The organism is Deinococcus roseus, from assembly GCF_014646895.1.
GTDB lineage: Bacteria > Deinococcota > Deinococci > Deinococcales > Deinococcaceae > Deinococcus_C > Deinococcus_C roseus.
On record NZ_BMOD01000003.1, the window covers coordinates 251,008 to 265,424 of the forward strand.

At 55.7% G+C, this 14,417-nt stretch carries 19 protein-coding genes; 7 read left to right on the plus strand and 12 right to left on the minus strand.

The genetic code is table 11. The features are described 5' to 3' along the window. Positions 1–8: 8 nt before the first annotated feature. Entirely contained in the window at positions 9–464 is a 456-nt protein-coding gene (locus IEY52_RS06615) for a CBS domain-containing protein (protein WP_189001608.1), read from the plus strand. A gap of 95 nt (positions 465–559) precedes the next feature. Here IEY52_RS06615 and IEY52_RS06620 read toward each other — a convergent pair whose 3' ends face one another. Beyond that, a complete protein-coding gene (locus IEY52_RS06620; protein ID WP_189001610.1) occupies positions 560–1,486 on the minus strand; it encodes a lactate/malate family dehydrogenase in 927 nt (308 codons plus the stop codon). 141 nt (positions 1,487–1,627) lie between these two features. Beyond that, positions 1,628–2,488, minus strand: coding sequence for an AfsR/SARP family transcriptional regulator (locus IEY52_RS06625; protein ID WP_189001613.1), 861 nt, complete (start codon positions 2,486–2,488; stop codon positions 1,628–1,630). 174 nt (positions 2,489–2,662) lie between these two features. Between IEY52_RS06625 and IEY52_RS06630 the strand changes: the two genes are divergently transcribed. Both IEY52_RS06630 and IEY52_RS06635 read left to right on the plus strand, forming a co-directional pair. Then, the gene (locus IEY52_RS06630) at positions 2,663–3,070 is read left to right on the plus strand and encodes a universal stress protein (protein WP_189001614.1); all 408 of its coding nucleotides are present in this window, start codon (positions 2,663–2,665) and stop codon (positions 3,068–3,070) included. A gap of 100 nt (positions 3,071–3,170) precedes the next feature. After that, complete coding sequence (locus IEY52_RS06635) at positions 3,171–4,154, plus strand: S41 family peptidase (RefSeq protein ID WP_189001616.1); 984 nt, start codon at positions 3,171–3,173, stop codon at positions 4,152–4,154. A gap of 51 nt (positions 4,155–4,205) precedes the next feature. On the opposite strand, the gene IEY52_RS06640 is transcribed toward IEY52_RS06635, so the two are convergent. Next, complete coding sequence (locus tag IEY52_RS06640) at positions 4,206–4,763, minus strand: hypothetical protein (RefSeq protein WP_189001619.1); 558 nt, start codon at positions 4,761–4,763, stop codon at positions 4,206–4,208. Positions 4,764–5,158: 395 nt separating this feature from the next. Here IEY52_RS06640 and IEY52_RS06645 point away from each other — a divergent pair, with 395 nt between their 5' ends. Beyond that, a complete protein-coding gene (locus IEY52_RS06645; protein ID WP_189001621.1) occupies positions 5,159–5,419 on the plus strand; it encodes a cold-shock protein in 261 nt (86 codons plus the stop codon). 73 nt (positions 5,420–5,492) lie between these two features. Here the strand turns inward: IEY52_RS06645 and IEY52_RS06650 are convergent, their stop codons facing one another. Further along, a complete protein-coding gene (locus IEY52_RS06650) occupies positions 5,493–5,702 on the minus strand; it encodes a hypothetical protein (RefSeq protein ID WP_189001622.1) in 210 nt (69 codons plus the stop codon). A gap of 87 nt (positions 5,703–5,789) precedes the next feature. On the opposite strand from IEY52_RS06650, the gene IEY52_RS06655 reads away from it, so the two are divergent. Together IEY52_RS06655 and IEY52_RS06660 are read left to right on the plus strand one after the other, a co-directional pair. Beyond that, positions 5,790–6,464, plus strand: coding sequence for a DUF1345 domain-containing protein (locus tag IEY52_RS06655; protein ID WP_189001624.1), 675 nt, complete (start codon positions 5,790–5,792; stop codon positions 6,462–6,464). 19 nt (positions 6,465–6,483) lie between these two features. After that, a complete protein-coding gene (locus tag IEY52_RS06660; RefSeq protein ID WP_189001626.1) occupies positions 6,484–7,035 on the plus strand; it encodes a DinB family protein in 552 nt (183 codons plus the stop codon). Positions 7,036–7,037: 2 nt separating this feature from the next. Here IEY52_RS06660 and IEY52_RS06665 read toward each other — a convergent pair whose 3' ends face one another. From IEY52_RS06665 to IEY52_RS06690, 6 genes are read right to left on the minus strand one after another with little or no spacing between them, the layout of a single operon-like run. After that, on the minus strand, positions 7,038–7,385 hold the full coding sequence (locus IEY52_RS06665; protein ID WP_189001628.1) for a hypothetical protein: 348 nt from the start codon (positions 7,383–7,385) through the stop codon (positions 7,038–7,040). Between the two features lie 12 nt (positions 7,386–7,397). Then, positions 7,398–8,006, minus strand: coding sequence for an RBBP9/YdeN family alpha/beta hydrolase (locus IEY52_RS06670; RefSeq protein WP_189001630.1), 609 nt, complete (start codon positions 8,004–8,006; stop codon positions 7,398–7,400). Between the two features lie 54 nt (positions 8,007–8,060). Beyond that, positions 8,061–9,044: a sulfate/molybdate ABC transporter ATP-binding protein gene (locus IEY52_RS06675; protein ID WP_189001632.1), complete on the minus strand. Its 984-nt coding sequence runs from the start codon at positions 9,042–9,044 to the stop codon at positions 8,061–8,063. After that, positions 9,041–9,892: a sulfate ABC transporter permease subunit CysW gene (cysW, locus tag IEY52_RS06680; RefSeq protein WP_189001634.1), complete on the minus strand. Its 852-nt coding sequence runs from the start codon at positions 9,890–9,892 to the stop codon at positions 9,041–9,043. Before cysW ends, IEY52_RS06675 begins: the two co-directional genes overlap by 4 nt. Then, positions 9,889–10,740 carry a sulfate ABC transporter permease subunit CysT gene (cysT, locus tag IEY52_RS06685; RefSeq protein WP_189001636.1) on the minus strand — a complete coding sequence of 284 codons (852 nt, stop codon included), beginning with the start codon at positions 10,738–10,740 and terminating at the stop codon, positions 9,889–9,891. Before cysT ends, cysW begins: the two co-directional genes overlap by 4 nt. A 6-nt stretch (positions 10,741–10,746) precedes the next feature. Continuing rightward, complete coding sequence (locus IEY52_RS06690; RefSeq protein ID WP_189001639.1) at positions 10,747–11,733, minus strand: sulfate ABC transporter substrate-binding protein; 987 nt, start codon at positions 11,731–11,733, stop codon at positions 10,747–10,749. A gap of 343 nt (positions 11,734–12,076) precedes the next feature. Here IEY52_RS06690 and IEY52_RS06695 point away from each other — a divergent pair, with 343 nt between their 5' ends. After that, entirely contained in the window at positions 12,077–12,280 is a 204-nt protein-coding gene (locus IEY52_RS06695) for a hypothetical protein (protein ID WP_189001641.1), read from the plus strand. A 57-nt stretch (positions 12,281–12,337) separates the two neighbouring features. Here the strand turns inward: IEY52_RS06695 and IEY52_RS06700 are convergent, their stop codons facing one another. Beyond that, complete coding sequence (locus IEY52_RS06700) at positions 12,338–13,258, minus strand: MBL fold metallo-hydrolase (RefSeq protein WP_189001643.1); 921 nt, start codon at positions 13,256–13,258, stop codon at positions 12,338–12,340. Positions 13,259–13,339: 81 nt separating this feature from the next. Next, positions 13,340–13,963: a nitroreductase family protein gene (locus IEY52_RS06705; protein ID WP_189001645.1), complete on the minus strand. Its 624-nt coding sequence runs from the start codon at positions 13,961–13,963 to the stop codon at positions 13,340–13,342. Positions 13,964–14,417 lie beyond the last annotated feature (454 nt).

Here is a 14,417-nt window from a genome sequence, read left to right on the forward strand (position 1 = left end):
GGCACCGCATGAAAGTACGTGATGTGATGACGGCAAGCCCGGTCACGGTCCCCCCCGACCTCAGTGTGCCGGAAGCTGCAGCAGTGATGAAAGCAGGAGGGTTTCACCACCTTCCTGTGGTCAAAGACCGCAAATTGATTGGCATGCTCACCGACCGGGACCTCAAAGAAGCCCTGCCTTCAGATGTCGGTGCCCTGACCATCTTCGAGGTGTCTTACCTGCTGGAACGGCTCAATGTGGAAAGGATCATGACCGAACCCGTGACCATCCGTCCCGGTCGGGACGTGCGGGAAGCGGCCTGCAAAATGCTGGACCTGCAGATTGACGGCCTGACGGTGCTGGACCCCAGAGAACGGCTGGTGGGCATCCTGACCGTCACCGATCTGCTGCGCACCTTTGTGGGCCGCACCAGCATTCTCATGGCAGCACAGAAACCCTTTCAATCCCGGTCTGGACGCGCCTGAAGGATGGGTTTTGATGCTGATCCCCTGAAAGCGAGAAGACCTGCCCCTCAGTTGAATGGTGTCTGATGGGGCAGGTCTTCTGTTTGATGCGTGTTTTATGCGTTTGAGGCAGGCTGCAGGCGTTTTGTCACTTCCAGCAGACTTTCCACACTGGCATTGAGCAGGGTGCTTTCGGCCATGGAAAGCCTGACTTGCAGGTTGCGCTGGATGCCTTTTTTGCCCAGCACACGGGGCAGGGACACCGCCACGGGCCAGCGGGCATCCAGACCGGACACCGTCAGAACCCGGTTTTGCTCCAGGGCCACAGCTTCCACCACCTGTGCAATGGCATCTGCCACCCCGTAGGACACTGCGCTTTTGCCTTGCAGGATGTTTACGCTGGCGCGGCGCACCTCATCTGCCAGTTCGTTGCGAATGGCGTTGTTCCAGGGCATCTGCTGGTCTGCAAAGTAAGCTTCCAGCGGGAGGCCCGCAATTCTGGCCTGGGACCACACCACCACTGCAGAGCGCCCTGCCTCACCGATCACTTCTGCCTGCACGTCTCTGGCATCCACCCCGGCATGTTCAGCAATCAGGGCACGCAACCTGAAGGTGTCCAGTGCGGTGCCCAGCCCAATCACCTGCGCCTGTTTCTCTGTGGGAACCATGCGGGCCACCAGGGTGGTCATCACATCCACAGGCTGGGTGGCCACCAGAAAAACTGCATCTGGTACAACTTGCAGCGCCTGGCTGATGGTGTTCTGCAAGAGGGCCTCGTTGTCTTCCAGCAGCTCGGACAGTTCATGGTCAGGGTGCTGACCCAGACCCGCAGCAAACACCACCACTTCTGCATCCTGCAAATCCTGGTAGGTGCCACTGGTCACCTGGGCAAAAGATGAGGTGCCCTGCAAATCCAGCAGCTGGGCCTGTGCCCGCACCGGGTCGCGGTCCACCAGCACCAGCCGGGTGCACCATGTTTTGCCCAGCAAAGCGTAAGCAACGGTTGAACCCAGTGTTCCTGCACCAACAATTCCGATTTTCATGGGGGCCTCCTGGCGGCTTCACCGGGTCACTTTGGTGTTGCCTGTGCCCTCATGGTGCGGTCAGGAAGTTACCAGGCCATTACCAGAACCACCCGGAAACAGGTCCGGGTGGTCTTGCGGGTGGTCTTGAAAGTGTTCAGGTCAATGGAATTCTGGCAGGTCTGCAAAGGGTTCTGCTTGCAGGATTCCCGGACAATCCCCACTGGATGTAAAAGGACAGCGGTCGGTCATGCCGGGTTCGGTGTCTCCGGGGTTCTGGAGGCGTTTGCAGATGGCCTCCCCATCCTTGATGCGCTCGGCCAGCTGCACGGTGTCCCGCATGGGGGTGTCCTGCAGTTCGTTTTTTAAAAAGTGCAGGAAACGGCGGTAGTGTTCAATGGCGGCATAACGGTCCTCCACCACAGACAGACAGGTCATCAATTTCTGGTGGTAGTTCTCCCCAATAAATGGGTCCGATTTCAGGGCCCGGAACAGGGCATGCACGGTGGCCTCACACTGCCCTTCTGTGCAGTACAGCATGGAGAGCTCCAGCAAGGCCCGCACATAGGCGGTTTTGTGCTCCTCGCGGGCCTGAAACACCCAGTCCTGCTGGAAGCCCTCCAGGTAATTGCCGTTGTAGCAGGACAGGGCCTGCTGCAGGATTTTCAGGCGCTCCCGTCCTGTGTGGTGTTCAGACAGCTGCAGGTGAATGTAGAACTGGTAGAGGTCGCTCTGGGACAGCACCTCATGGGACACCCGGTAACGCCCATATTGCTCCTGAATGCTGTCCGGGGTGCCCAGGGCATTGCGCACCCGGTGCAGGGTCACCCGGAAGCGGTTGTTGACGGTGGGGGATTCCTCCTCACCCCACAAATCCCTCAGGATCTCTGTTTTGCTGCGCCCTTCCACAAAGGACAGCAGGTAAAAAAACAGTTCGCGTGCAGGCTCGGAATGAAACTGGGCCTGCTGGTCTCCCATTTTGATGTGGGCCTGTCCCAAAGTGCGGATGCTGAGGTGTGTCATTCTGGCTCCTGGACGGTCAGGCCCTGTTCTGAGATTGGGCTTCATGCCTCTGTCTCTATGCTGCACATCTGGCATTACAGGACCATTACGGCGCTGCAAAGCCAGCCTCTGGTAATGACATGGTAACACCCCTGCTTATCCTGAAAACAGGACCTGTGTCCCTGGAGGTGCCCGATGCTCAACACAATCCTCGTTCCTGTGGCGGATGATCCGGCCAGTGAAAATTGCGTGCACCACGCATTTGACCTGTCCCGTCTGCTGGGCAGCAAAGTGATTTTGCTGTATGCCACAGAAAACCCCGATGACCTTGCATCGGGAAAAACCCTGCTGTCCACGCTGGCTGCAGGTGCCCGGTACCCTGCAAAACAACTGGTGGTGCTGGACCAGCCCATGTCTGCCGTGCTGAAAGCCATCGAGGTGCATCAGGTGGATCTGGTGCTGCTGGGTTGTGCAGACCCGCAATGCCCCTCCAGCCATCTGGTGCTGAATTTGCTGACCTGCACCCCTGTGCCCGTTCAGGTGGTGCCCATGGTGCGCCGTGCCCGACGGGGGTTTCTGGATCGGGTGCAGCCTTTCCCCTGAATGTAAACCCTCTGTTTTCAGGGGATCTGCCGTCTGGCCGATGTGCCCATAAAGCCCCGGGCAATATACTCCAGAAAATCCATCCGAAAATGGGGTATCTGTGCTGAATTCAGAGCTGAATCCAGAAAGCATTGCCAGCATCATCCACACCGCTGCAGACCGCCTGCAAAGCCATTATGTTTTTCCAGACAGGGGAGAGCAGATCGCTGCAGACCTCAAAGCCCATGTTCAGCAAGGGCGTTTTCAGGATTGCCAGACCCCTGAAGAATTCGCAAAACAGGTCACGGCAGTGCTGCTGGAAGTCTCTGCAGACCGGCACATCCGCATGCGTTACCATCCGGCAGGCGCTCCAGAATTGAATTTTGATCCGCCCTCACCTGAGGTGGTCAAATGGCTGAAAGAAGAGCAACGCCTCAGCAATTACGGGTTTTACAAAGTGGAACGCCTGAACGGCAATGTGGGTTACCTGGATTTGCGGGCTTTTGCTGCCGCAGCTTTTGCAGCAGAAACCGCCATCGCTGCCATGCAATTTCTGGCCCACACAGACGCTGTGATCATTGACCTGCGCAACAATGGGGGAGGGGACCCCGAAATGATCCAGTTGATCAGCACCTACCTTTTTGAGGAGGTCACCCACCTCAACAATTTTTATTTTCGCCCAGCAGACCAGACCCACCAGACCTGGACGTTGCCTTATGTTCCCGGAAAACGCCTGCTGCACCAGCCTGTGTACCTGCTGACCAGCAATTACACCTTTTCTGCAGCAGAAGAATTCACCTACAACCTCAAGAACCTCAAACGGGCCACCATTGTCGGAGAGACCACCGGAGGAGGCGCCCACCCAGGAGGATCGGTCAAGGTTCATGAGCATTTCACGGTTTTTGTGCCCACCGGGCGGGCCATCAACCCCATCTCTGGCACCAACTGGGAAGGCACAGGCGTGGAGCCCGACGTGCAACTTCCAGCAGATCAGGCTTTTGACCACGCTTACCAGGATGCCCTGCAAAAGGTGCTGAACCAGCTTCCAGAGCATGCTGTCTATGAAAAACAGCGCCAGGAGATTCAGGAGATCCTGCAGTCCTGACCTCCTGAACCTTCACCCAACAAAAGGGACCCACAAAAAGACATGTGATCTTCAGGAACTTGCTCTGGATCTGCTGCGGTTTCTGGGGGTTGCCGCCGCTTCTTCCATGGAACGCTGTTGCTGCTTTAAAGGAGAATTCAGAACCAGATCCATTTGCTCTTCGGAAGCTTGCAGGGTGGTTCCGCGCTGGCGCAGGGAGTAAATGCACATCTGGCCAACAAACCTGCCGTACAGGATGCCCTTTTTGCGCATTTCTTCCAGGGTCGCCCTGGCATCTTCCAGATTGAGGTGCAGTTTTCTGGCCACACTGACGGAGGTTTCGGTGGTGCCATCTGCAAAATGGGTTTCCAGTCTGCCAAACCAGGCATCTTGCACCCTCTGAAGGTCATGTTCAAATTCCCGCTTGCTGTAGCGAATGGAGTTGCGCAGCAAATTGATTTGCACCAGGCCCTGCGAAACCAGTTCTTCCATCACCTTGCTCACGTTGCTGGTGCTGCACCCCAGGGCCAGACGAATGTCCTGGCTGCACAGGGATTCCCGGGTGTTCAGCAATTTCAGGACGATGGTGTGCTGTTCCTGCGTGGTGTTCCAGGTGGAATTCAAGGTCATGGTTTTCCTCTTTCTTGATGCAGGGTCAGGCAGGTGCAAAGATAAGGAGGTTGCAACGGACCTCCTGAGGGATCAACTTGACGATAAAGGCTGAGGATCAAATGGAACCAACATTGCCAGAAAAACACTGGCTTCTGGGCCTCCATTTTATAATATTCACATGAGAATTGGGATTTGTCAGGGGGTTTTTGACAATCAGGGCGTTTTCTTTAAAGCTTTTGCTGTCACCAATGAACACCAGAAATTCTGGTCGCACAGAAACATTGTGGTGTTTGTTACAATATTGACGGATTCTCTGTGAGAGAATGCAAGCCTTCCAGGAACGCCCGAATCAACACGGCACAGGTTTTTGAGTGCGGTGTTTTTTTTGTTCCTGAAGGGAAAAGAGACAGCACATGGCTTCAGGAAAAGTAAAGTGGTTCAACGCAGAAAAAGGTTTCGGATTTATTTCACACGAAGGGCAACCTGATTTGTTCGCCCACTTCAGTGCCATCAAGAGCACTGGCTTCAAAAAACTCAACGAAGGCGACGAAGTTGAATTTGATGTGGAACCCGGCCAGAACGGCAAAGGCCCCCAGGCCAAAAACATCGTGGTCACCAAAGCTGCACCCGAAGGCTCCTACGACAGCCGTCCCCAGCGTCAAAGCCGCTGGTAAGGCCAGATCTTAAACCTGAACAGGACCGGATTTCCGGTCCTGTTTTGTTTGCCTGTTTTGTTTGCGTTAAAACTCAACCCTGCCCGGAACGGGGCCGTCCGCGGCCTTTGCCCTGGGGTCTGGAGGGGGATTTCACTTCTGCAGCTTCATCCCGGCAGCGGTCCAGGCACAGGGACCATTCCTCCACGGTTTTTAAGCCTGCATTGATGGCCTGGAAAGGACTGCTGAAGCCTGTTCCTGTCAAGAATTCCCTTTTGGCACGTGCAAGAACAGATTCAATCATCTTTTAAGTGTATCATGGATGCGAAAAAAATTGCGCTGGAAGCGAAAATTCTGCGGTTTTTGGCCTGTTTCCTGCTACAGTGAACGCATGACCTCCTCGTTCTTTCACCCCAAAAATCCTTTTCTGGGGGCCAGAATGGCTGTCCTGCTGATCATTGGGGTGCAGGTGCTTTCAAACGACCAGATCCTGATTGGGGGCCGCTACCTGATGCCTGTGCTGGAACTGGTGTTGTTTCTGTGTGTGACTTTTGTGCACCACAGCCACTGGAAGGCCCACTTGCGGGATCAAAAGCACCCGCGCGGGTTTCTGGACAACAACGTCACGGTGCTGACTGTGCTGCTGGTCTTTTTGTTGCTGACTGTGAACTCTCTTTCTTTGCGCTCACTTTTGCTGCACTTGCTGAATGCCTCTGATGCCACCGGAAAAACCCTGCTGTCCGATGCGTTCCTGATCTGGATCAACAACCTGGTGATTTTTGCCCTGCTGTACTGGGAACTGGACCGGGGAGGTCCCTGGCTGAGGGTCACCGGAAAAGAGCGCCTTCCAGATTTTCAATTCACCCAGATGTCGGATGCCCAGAGCCGCTGGAAGCCCAACTTCACCGATTACGTGTTTCTGGCTTTCACCAATGCCACGGCATTTTCTCCTACGGACACCCTGCCCCTGACCCCCAGGGCCAAATGGCTGATGATGGTGCAGGCCATGCTGTCTTTTGTGACCGTGGCCATTGTGGCTGCCAGGGCCGTGAACATCCTGGGTTGAGATTCTTTATAATTCACCCATGACAGAACCAGACAGCATCTTTCTGATTCAGGAACAGGCAGGGTACACCCCCAAAATCGGCTTGCTGGTCAGCATGCTGCAAAATTCCAGGCATCACTTGCTCAGGGCTGTTCGGGACCTGTCAGAAGCAGAACTGGATGCCAAACCTCTGGGAGCCACCAACACCATTGGTGCCCTGCTCGCCCACCTGAATGCTGCAGAAACCATGTTCCAGCGCATGACCTTTGAAGGCAGGCGTTTCGCAGAACATGAAGGCGCTCTGGAAGCCGATTTCAGATTGCAAAACAGCGACCAGCCCAGACACCAGCCTCTGGCCCATCATCTGGAAACCCTGGCAGCCACCAGAGCAAAAACCCTGCAGGGCTTTCAGGAGCGGGACGATGCATGGCTGGAGCACCGCACCACTTTTTTTGGACAGCCTGCCAACTGGCATTACTACTGGTTCCATTACCTGCAAGACGAGGTGCGCCACACCGGGCAAATCACCCTGATTCGCAAGCACCTGCTGCCTGAGGCCCAGAAGTGCTTCAATCCTTACAGTCTGGGCTGAGATCAACTGATGTTAAAGCTGTCAGAAATCATCTGAGCAAGAGATTTTAACCGTTGAACATACTCTGGATGTGCTTCTGGCAATGTTTTGACCTGATCAATGTGTTGCAGAAGAAGGGCATGAAATTCTGTGATTTCCCTGGCTGGCATGTTACCCACAACCAGATAACCGACCTGTGCAGCTTCCCCAGCTGTTTCCTGTAGCTGGGTGTTTTGAGCCTGCTGCATGATGAATTCCAGCAGGTTTTGAAAGGCCCAGCTTGCCAGAGGGATCCCCTGTTCATTCTCCTGTATTTCAATAACAGCCATATCATCCTCCAGGTCTGAAAACTCCTGGAGTTCAGCGTACATGAAACCCAGCACTCACCCGTTCAAATGTGGCAGGGGCTGCACCTCATGGGCCAGGTCCCAGTGCGGGCTTTTCTGCACCAGACGGGCCAGTTGCGTCAGGTCGTGCAGGATTTTCTGCCCTTCAGGCCAGCTTCCCAGACCGCTGTCTGCATTGATGTGCCCAAGGTCGCCCAGCAGCAGGTACTGGCTTCCCCAGGAGAGGGCCAGTTCCCGGGCTTTGTCTGCGGTGCAGGTGGGGTCGTTGCTGCTGGACACCACCACACTGGGAAAGGGCAGGGAGTTTCTGGGGATGGGGGCAAAATTCCTCAGGGGGTGGGGGGCCTTGCGGCGCTCCACATCGGCCGGGGCGACCAGGAGTGCGCCTGCCACACGGGTTTCGCGGATTCTGGCCCAGTGCGCAATGGTGATGCAGCCCAGACTGTGCCCCACCAGGATCACGGGCCGTCTGGCCTGCTGGATCTGGGCTTCCAGGGCTTCCACCCAGTGCGAGCGCACGGGTTGTGCCCAGTTCCGTTGCTGAACCCGTTTGAAATGGGGGTTCTGCCTTTCCCAGTGGGTCTGCCAGTGGTTTTCACCGCTGTTGTTCCAGCCAGGGAGAATCAGCACATCGAAATCGGTCATGGGGGTACCTCCTGAGGAAATGGGAATGAAGTGGGATGACCCGTTGTGGTTAGGTCAATCAAAAACCGTAAGCTGCTCAGGCCTGAAAAACAGGCTGCTTTGTGGGGTGAGGCCAAGGGTCTTGAAGTGCGTTCGGGGAAGTTCCACTTCCAGGGTGCTTTCTCCGTGCACGTCCTCCACTTCCAGACGGGCCAGAGGACCAATCAGGTGGATGTGCCGGATGCGGCCTTCCCGAAAATCCGGTCCAGCGGGTTCTGCTGCCACCTCGAATTCGTGGGGGCGCACAAAGCCGTTCTGACCTCTGGCGGAAAAGGTGTTGGAACGCCCGAGGAAGTGGTACACAAAGGGGGTGGCGGGTTTGTCGTAAACAGTTTCCGGGCTGCCCACCTGCTCAATGTGACCCTCGTTGAACACCACCACCTGACTGGCGACTTCCAGGGCTTCTTGCTGGTCATGGGTCACGAAAACGCTGGTGACGTGGATTTCCTCGTGCAGGCGTCTGAGCCAGGTGCGCAGTTCTTCCCGCACTTTGGCATCCAGTGCCCCGAAAGGTTCGTCCAGCAGCAGGACTCTGGGTTGCACGGCCAGTGCACGGGCCAGGGCAACACGCTGCCTTTGCCCACCCGAAAGCTGCGCAGGATAGCGTTCTGCAGCCCAGTCCAGCTGCACCAGTTTCAGCAGGCGCTGCACTTCTTTTTTGATAATCAGCCCATCAGGACGCTGGGAACGGGGTTTCACTTTCAGACCAAAGGCCACGTTTTCAAACACGGTCATGTGCCTGAACAGGGCGTAATGCTGGAACACAAAACCCACTTCGCGGTCCCGCACGTTCTGGTCGGTGGCATCCTGCCCGGACAGCAGCACCCTTCCGGTGTCGGGTTGTTCCAGACCTGCAATGATCCTCAGCAGGGTGGTTTTTCCGCTGCCAGAGGGTCCCAGCAGGGCCACCAGTTCTCCGCTGGGGATGTCCAGGCTGATGTTGTTCAGCACACGGGTCTGTCCGTAGGTTTTGCTGACATTCTGAATGTGGATGCTCATTTTGATCCTTTCTGGTGGGTGCGGCCTTCAATGAAGCTTTTCAGGAACAGTGTGATCAGGGCCAGCACGGTCAGCAAAGAGGCCACGGCAAAAGCGGCACTGCTCTTGTATTCGTTGTAAAGAATTTCCACGTGCAGGGGCGTGGTGTTGGTGAGGCCCCGGATGTGCCCGGACACCACCGAAACCGCTCCAAATTCACCCATCGCACGCGCATTGCACATGATCACCCCGTACAGCAGGCCCCATTTGATGTTGGGAAGGGTGACCCTGAAAAAGGTCTGCCATCCGGTGGCCCCCAGGATGATGGAGGCTTCTTCTTCCTCGGTGCCCTGGGCCTGCATCACCGGGATCAGTTCACGGGCCACAAAGGAGAAGGTCACGAAAGTGGTGGCCAGCACGATGCCCGGAACTGCGAAGATGATCTTGATGTCATGCTCGCTGAGCCAGGGGCCAAGCCAGCCCTGCCGTCCGAACAGCAGCACGTAAATCAGGCCCGAAATCACCGGAGAGACCGCCAGGGGCAAATCAATCAGGGTGAGCAGCAGTCCTTTGCCCCAGAACTGGTATTTGCTGACCAGCCATGCTGCTGTGATCCCAAAAAGGGTGTTGAGGGGAACCACAATCAGCACGGTAAGCAGGGTCAGTCGGATGGCGGCCAGGGCGTCGCGGTCAATCAGGGACTCCACGTACAGGGACCAGCCCTGTTTGAAGGCCTCGTAGAACACCGCGACCAGGGGCAGCAGCAGGAACAGGCCCAGAAAGAGGAACATCAGCAGCATCAGGGTCCATTTGATCCAGAGCGGATCCTGCTGGGTTTTGGATGGAGAGGGGACAGGGGTGAGGCTCATGCTGCACCCAGTTTTCGGGCGGCCCTGGCCTGCAGGAAGTTGCTGAGCAGCAGCAGCACAAAGGAGACAACCAGCATCACACTGGCAATGGCGGTGGCTCCGCTGTAGTCGTACTGTTCCAGTTTGGACACGATGAGGAGTGGAATGATTTCCGTCTGCATGGGCATGTTCCCGGAAATGAAGATCACCGAGCCGTACTCGCCCACGGTGCGGGCAAAGGCCAGCGTAAATCCGGTCAGCACAGCAGGCAGGATCTCGGGCAGGATCACCCGGAAGAACACCTGTCCACGGGAAGCCCCCAGGCTCTCAGCGGCCTCCTCGGTGTCCTTGCTGAGCGCTTCCAGCACAGGTTGCACGCTGCGCACCACGAAAGGCAGGCCAATGAAGGTCAGGGCCAATACAATGCCAAGCTGGCTGTACGCAGCCTTGATGCCCAGAGGGGCCAGGTACTGCCCCACCCAGCCATTGGGAGCCAGCAGAGAGGTGAGCGTGATGCCTGCCACAGCGGTGGGCAAGGCGAAAGGCAGGTCAATGAATGCGTCCACAATGCGTTTTCCCCAGAAGTGGTAGCGCACCAGCACCCAGGCGGTGATCAGGCCAAACACGATGTTGATCAGCGAGGCGACCAGCGCACTGCCAAAAGTCACCCGGAAAGAGGCCAGAACCCGCGCAGAGAGCACCACCTCCCAGAACTGCGACCAGCTTAAGCTTGCGGTTTTGACAAAAAGTCCCCCGAGGGGGACCAGGACGATCAGCAGCAAATAGATCAGGGTGAAATACAGGGTGAAGTGAAAGCCTGGAATCACCCGTCTGCTGCTTTTTTTCGAAGAGGGAAGAGCAGTGGTCATCTTCGCTTACTTCTGGTAAATCTGGTCGAACACGCCACCATCGTTGAAGTACTTCTTCTGGGTGTCACGCCAGTTGCCGAACACGCTCTGCAAGGTGAACAGCTTCACTCTGGGGAACTGTGCATCGTATTTGGCAGCAACGGTTTTGCTTCTGGGGCGGTAGTAATTTTTGGCTGCGATTTCCTGGCCTTCTGCGGAGTACAGGAATTCCAGGTAAGCCTTGGCCAGTTTCTGGGTGCCGTGTTTTTCCACGTTCTTGTCCACCCAGGTGACAGGAGGCTCGGCCAGAATGCTCAGGGAAGGAGCCACAATTTCAAATTTGCCCTCTCCCAGTTGTTTGGTGGCCAGCAGGGCTTCGTTTTCCCAGGCGATCAAAACATCCCCGATGCCACGTTCCACGAAGGTGGTGGTGCTGCCACGGGCTCCAGAATCCAGCACGGGCACGTTCTTGTAGATCTTCTGCACGAAGTCTTTGGCTTTGGCTTCGGTCTTGTACTTCTTCAGGGCATAGCCCCATGCACCCAGGAAGTTCCAGCGGGCACCGCCAGAGGTTTTGGGGTTGGGGGTGATCACCTGCACGCCGTTTTTGGTCAGGTCATCCCAGTCTTTGATGTTCTTGGGGTTGCCTTTGCGCACCAGGAACACGATGGTGGAGGTGTAGGGAGAGCTGTTGTAGGCCAGTCGGGACTGCCAGTTTTCGGGAAGCAGTTTGGCCTTGTCTGCAATGGAGTCGATATCATAAGAGAGGGCAAGGGTGACCACATCGGCTTCCAGACCATCAATCACGGAACGGGCCTGTGCGCCGCTGCCCCCGTGGGACTGGTTGAGGGTGAGGTCCTGCCCGGTCTGGGCCTTCCATTTTTTGGCAAAAGCAGCATTGATGTCCTGGTACAGCTCTCTGGTGGGGTCATAAGAAACATTGAGCAGGGTGGTGCCTGCGGCCAGAGCGCTGGAAGCCAGGAAAACGGTCAGAAGTGCGGTTTTTTTAGGCATGAGCTGTCCTTCCACATGAAGCCATGTGATTCTGAATTTGTCCTTTGGGACATGTTTAACGACCCAGGAGTCGTCTTTTTCCTGAGATGGATGAATCTTAGACAAAGTTACTCAATTTGTCAACTATTGAATTTGGACAATTTCTTGAAAGGATGCCATGGCATGCCAAGAGATGAATGTCCTGGCTGGCACTGGGGAAAACCATTAGTTGACAAAAATCATCAACTATTCTACACTGGGTTTCAGTCCTCAACTGCGAGGCTTTCCCTTTTCCATTTCACCCTGTCAATAGAACCTGTGCTGCACGGCACATCTTCAACACTGTCTTCACAAGGAGGACACCATGACCCCATCCCTGAAACTTTCTGCACGCTGGGTTCCCGGCACCAGCAACAAACTCATCCTGCACACCCCGCTGGGGGAATACCAGATCAGCCTGGACCGCTTCGAGCAGGTTTTTGGCCGCAAAGCCACCTTTGCCCTGTACCTGACTGGCAAGACCACCCTGGAACTTCCCGAAACCAGCCTGCACGGTCTGGTGGCCTGAGAATCCAAAATGTGAACCCCTGCCTGAACATGGCAGGGGTTTTTTCTTGCTCCAAGATCAGAGAAGTCTGAACTCCATCAGGTCCCGTCCGAGCGTGATTTCCCCCTGGTAAATCTCAGCCATGCCTGCCAGATAGGAGGCTTCTGCTTCCGGGGTTCTTCTGGGGGCAGGAATGTGGTGGGTCAGGACCAGATGCTGCACCCCGGCTTTTGCAGCAATCTCTGCGGCTTCCAGGGTGGTGGTGTGGTATTTGGCCGGGTTGGTCACCTGAATGGCCAGTGCAGGGTTGTCTGCTGCAATCTGGTCCAGCCAGGCTTTGTTGTAGGCATCATGCACCAGCAGATCTGCGTTCTGACTGTGCAGAACTGTGTTTTCCACGGGTCTGGTGTCTCCAGAGATCACCACGGTTTTGCCCCGGTACTCAAATTTCATGCCAATGCAGGGTTTCACAGGCCTGTGGTCCACTTCAAAAGCGGTGACCTTCACGCCGTCCTGATCGTAAAGCACCCCGTTGTCAGACTCGGTGTACTCGATCAGGGCACCATCCACATCTGACTTGTTGTAACTCAGGCGCAGGCTGATGTCGTATTGCAGCGCATCGTGGTACTTCTGGATGATTTCACGGGTGTTGGTGGGGCCGTACACCTTCATGGCGTTTTTGCGTCCATCGATGATGCCCACATGGGTGCGCCAGCTGCTGATGAACAGATCAATGAACCCGCCGTTGTGGTCGTAGTGGTGGTGGGTGAAAAACACATGCTCGATGCGCTGGGGCATGATGCCACTTTCAATGAGCTGCCGGACCACTTCACCGCCACTGTCCACCAGAAAAACTTTCCCGGCCACAATCACGGCCACTGCAGGTTTTGCTGCGCCTTTGTATGCCCTGGGGGTTCCGGTTCCCAGCAGCACCACGCTGAATTCTTCAGGATCAATGGGGCGGATGAAATTCGGTTCGATGTGCTCCTGATAAGTCATGCCAGCAATATAACAAGTGCCTTCCGCCCTGTCTGTTCAGAAAAGGGCAGAAGGCTGTACAGGTGTGGGACCAAGGGGAAATCAGATGAACCTGGTGATGCGTTCCAGGCTGTGGCGGTGGTGGGGGCGGCCCAGTTCAGCAGCGCGTCCCACAGGCAGCAGGGCCGTGATGATCACGTGTTCTGGCAAATCCAGCAGTTTCTTGACCTTGCTCTGGTCAAAACCCAGCATGGGCACGGTGTCGTAGCCCAGGCCACGGGCAGCCACCATCAAGACACCCAGCAGGATGTTGGTCTGGTTGTCGGCCCACCTGGCCCGCTCCTGCACGCTGAGTTTGCTCAAAGAACGCTCTACTGTCTGCACCTGCCGCACTTTGCCTTCATCGCCAAAATGGGGGTGGGAGGTTTCAATGGCGGTTTTCAGGGTGTCTTCTGCATCTCCATAAACCACAATGGTGTAGGGGGCAGAGGTGATCTGGGACTGGTTGTAAGAGGCTTCCTGTAGTTGTTTTTTCACTTCGGCATTTTCCACCACGGCAAAGCGCCAGGGCTGTGCGTTGAAAGCACTGGGGGCCAGGGTAGCAAGACGCAGGATTTCCAGCAGGTGGCCTTTTGGCATGTCCGGGTGGTATTGCCGGATGCTGCGGCGGGTTTCGATGGCACTTTGCACGGTCAGGCTCTGGGGGATGGGATCAAGCACAGGCATAAGGGTCCTCCTCAGGACAGTTCAAAAAGAACAATTTACAAGAACAATCAATAATTCATTGAAACAGGATTGTCAAACGCTGGGAGCGAGAATTTCTAGATGATCTGTATCAAAGTTGTCCAGGTTTTGACCATGTTTTTGTTGATCTGAGTTCAAATTTAGACTGTGGATTCAGAAAAAACCATGACTCAGACATGATTTTTCTTCTGAGCAGGGAATTTGGGGCTTCCAGAGCTGTATTTTTCATTGTTGACAAATTCTGTAATCTATTCTAATCTCCTTGCATCAACAGCGACGCAGACCCAGTGGTCTGTCAAAGGAGCCCCCATGACCCACACAGCGTTCCAGACATTTTCTGGTTCATTCCCACCAGCGGCGATGGCCGTCACCTGGGCAGCAGCAACCAGAAACGCACCAACGATTTTCACTACCTCAAGAGCGTCGCCCAGGCCGC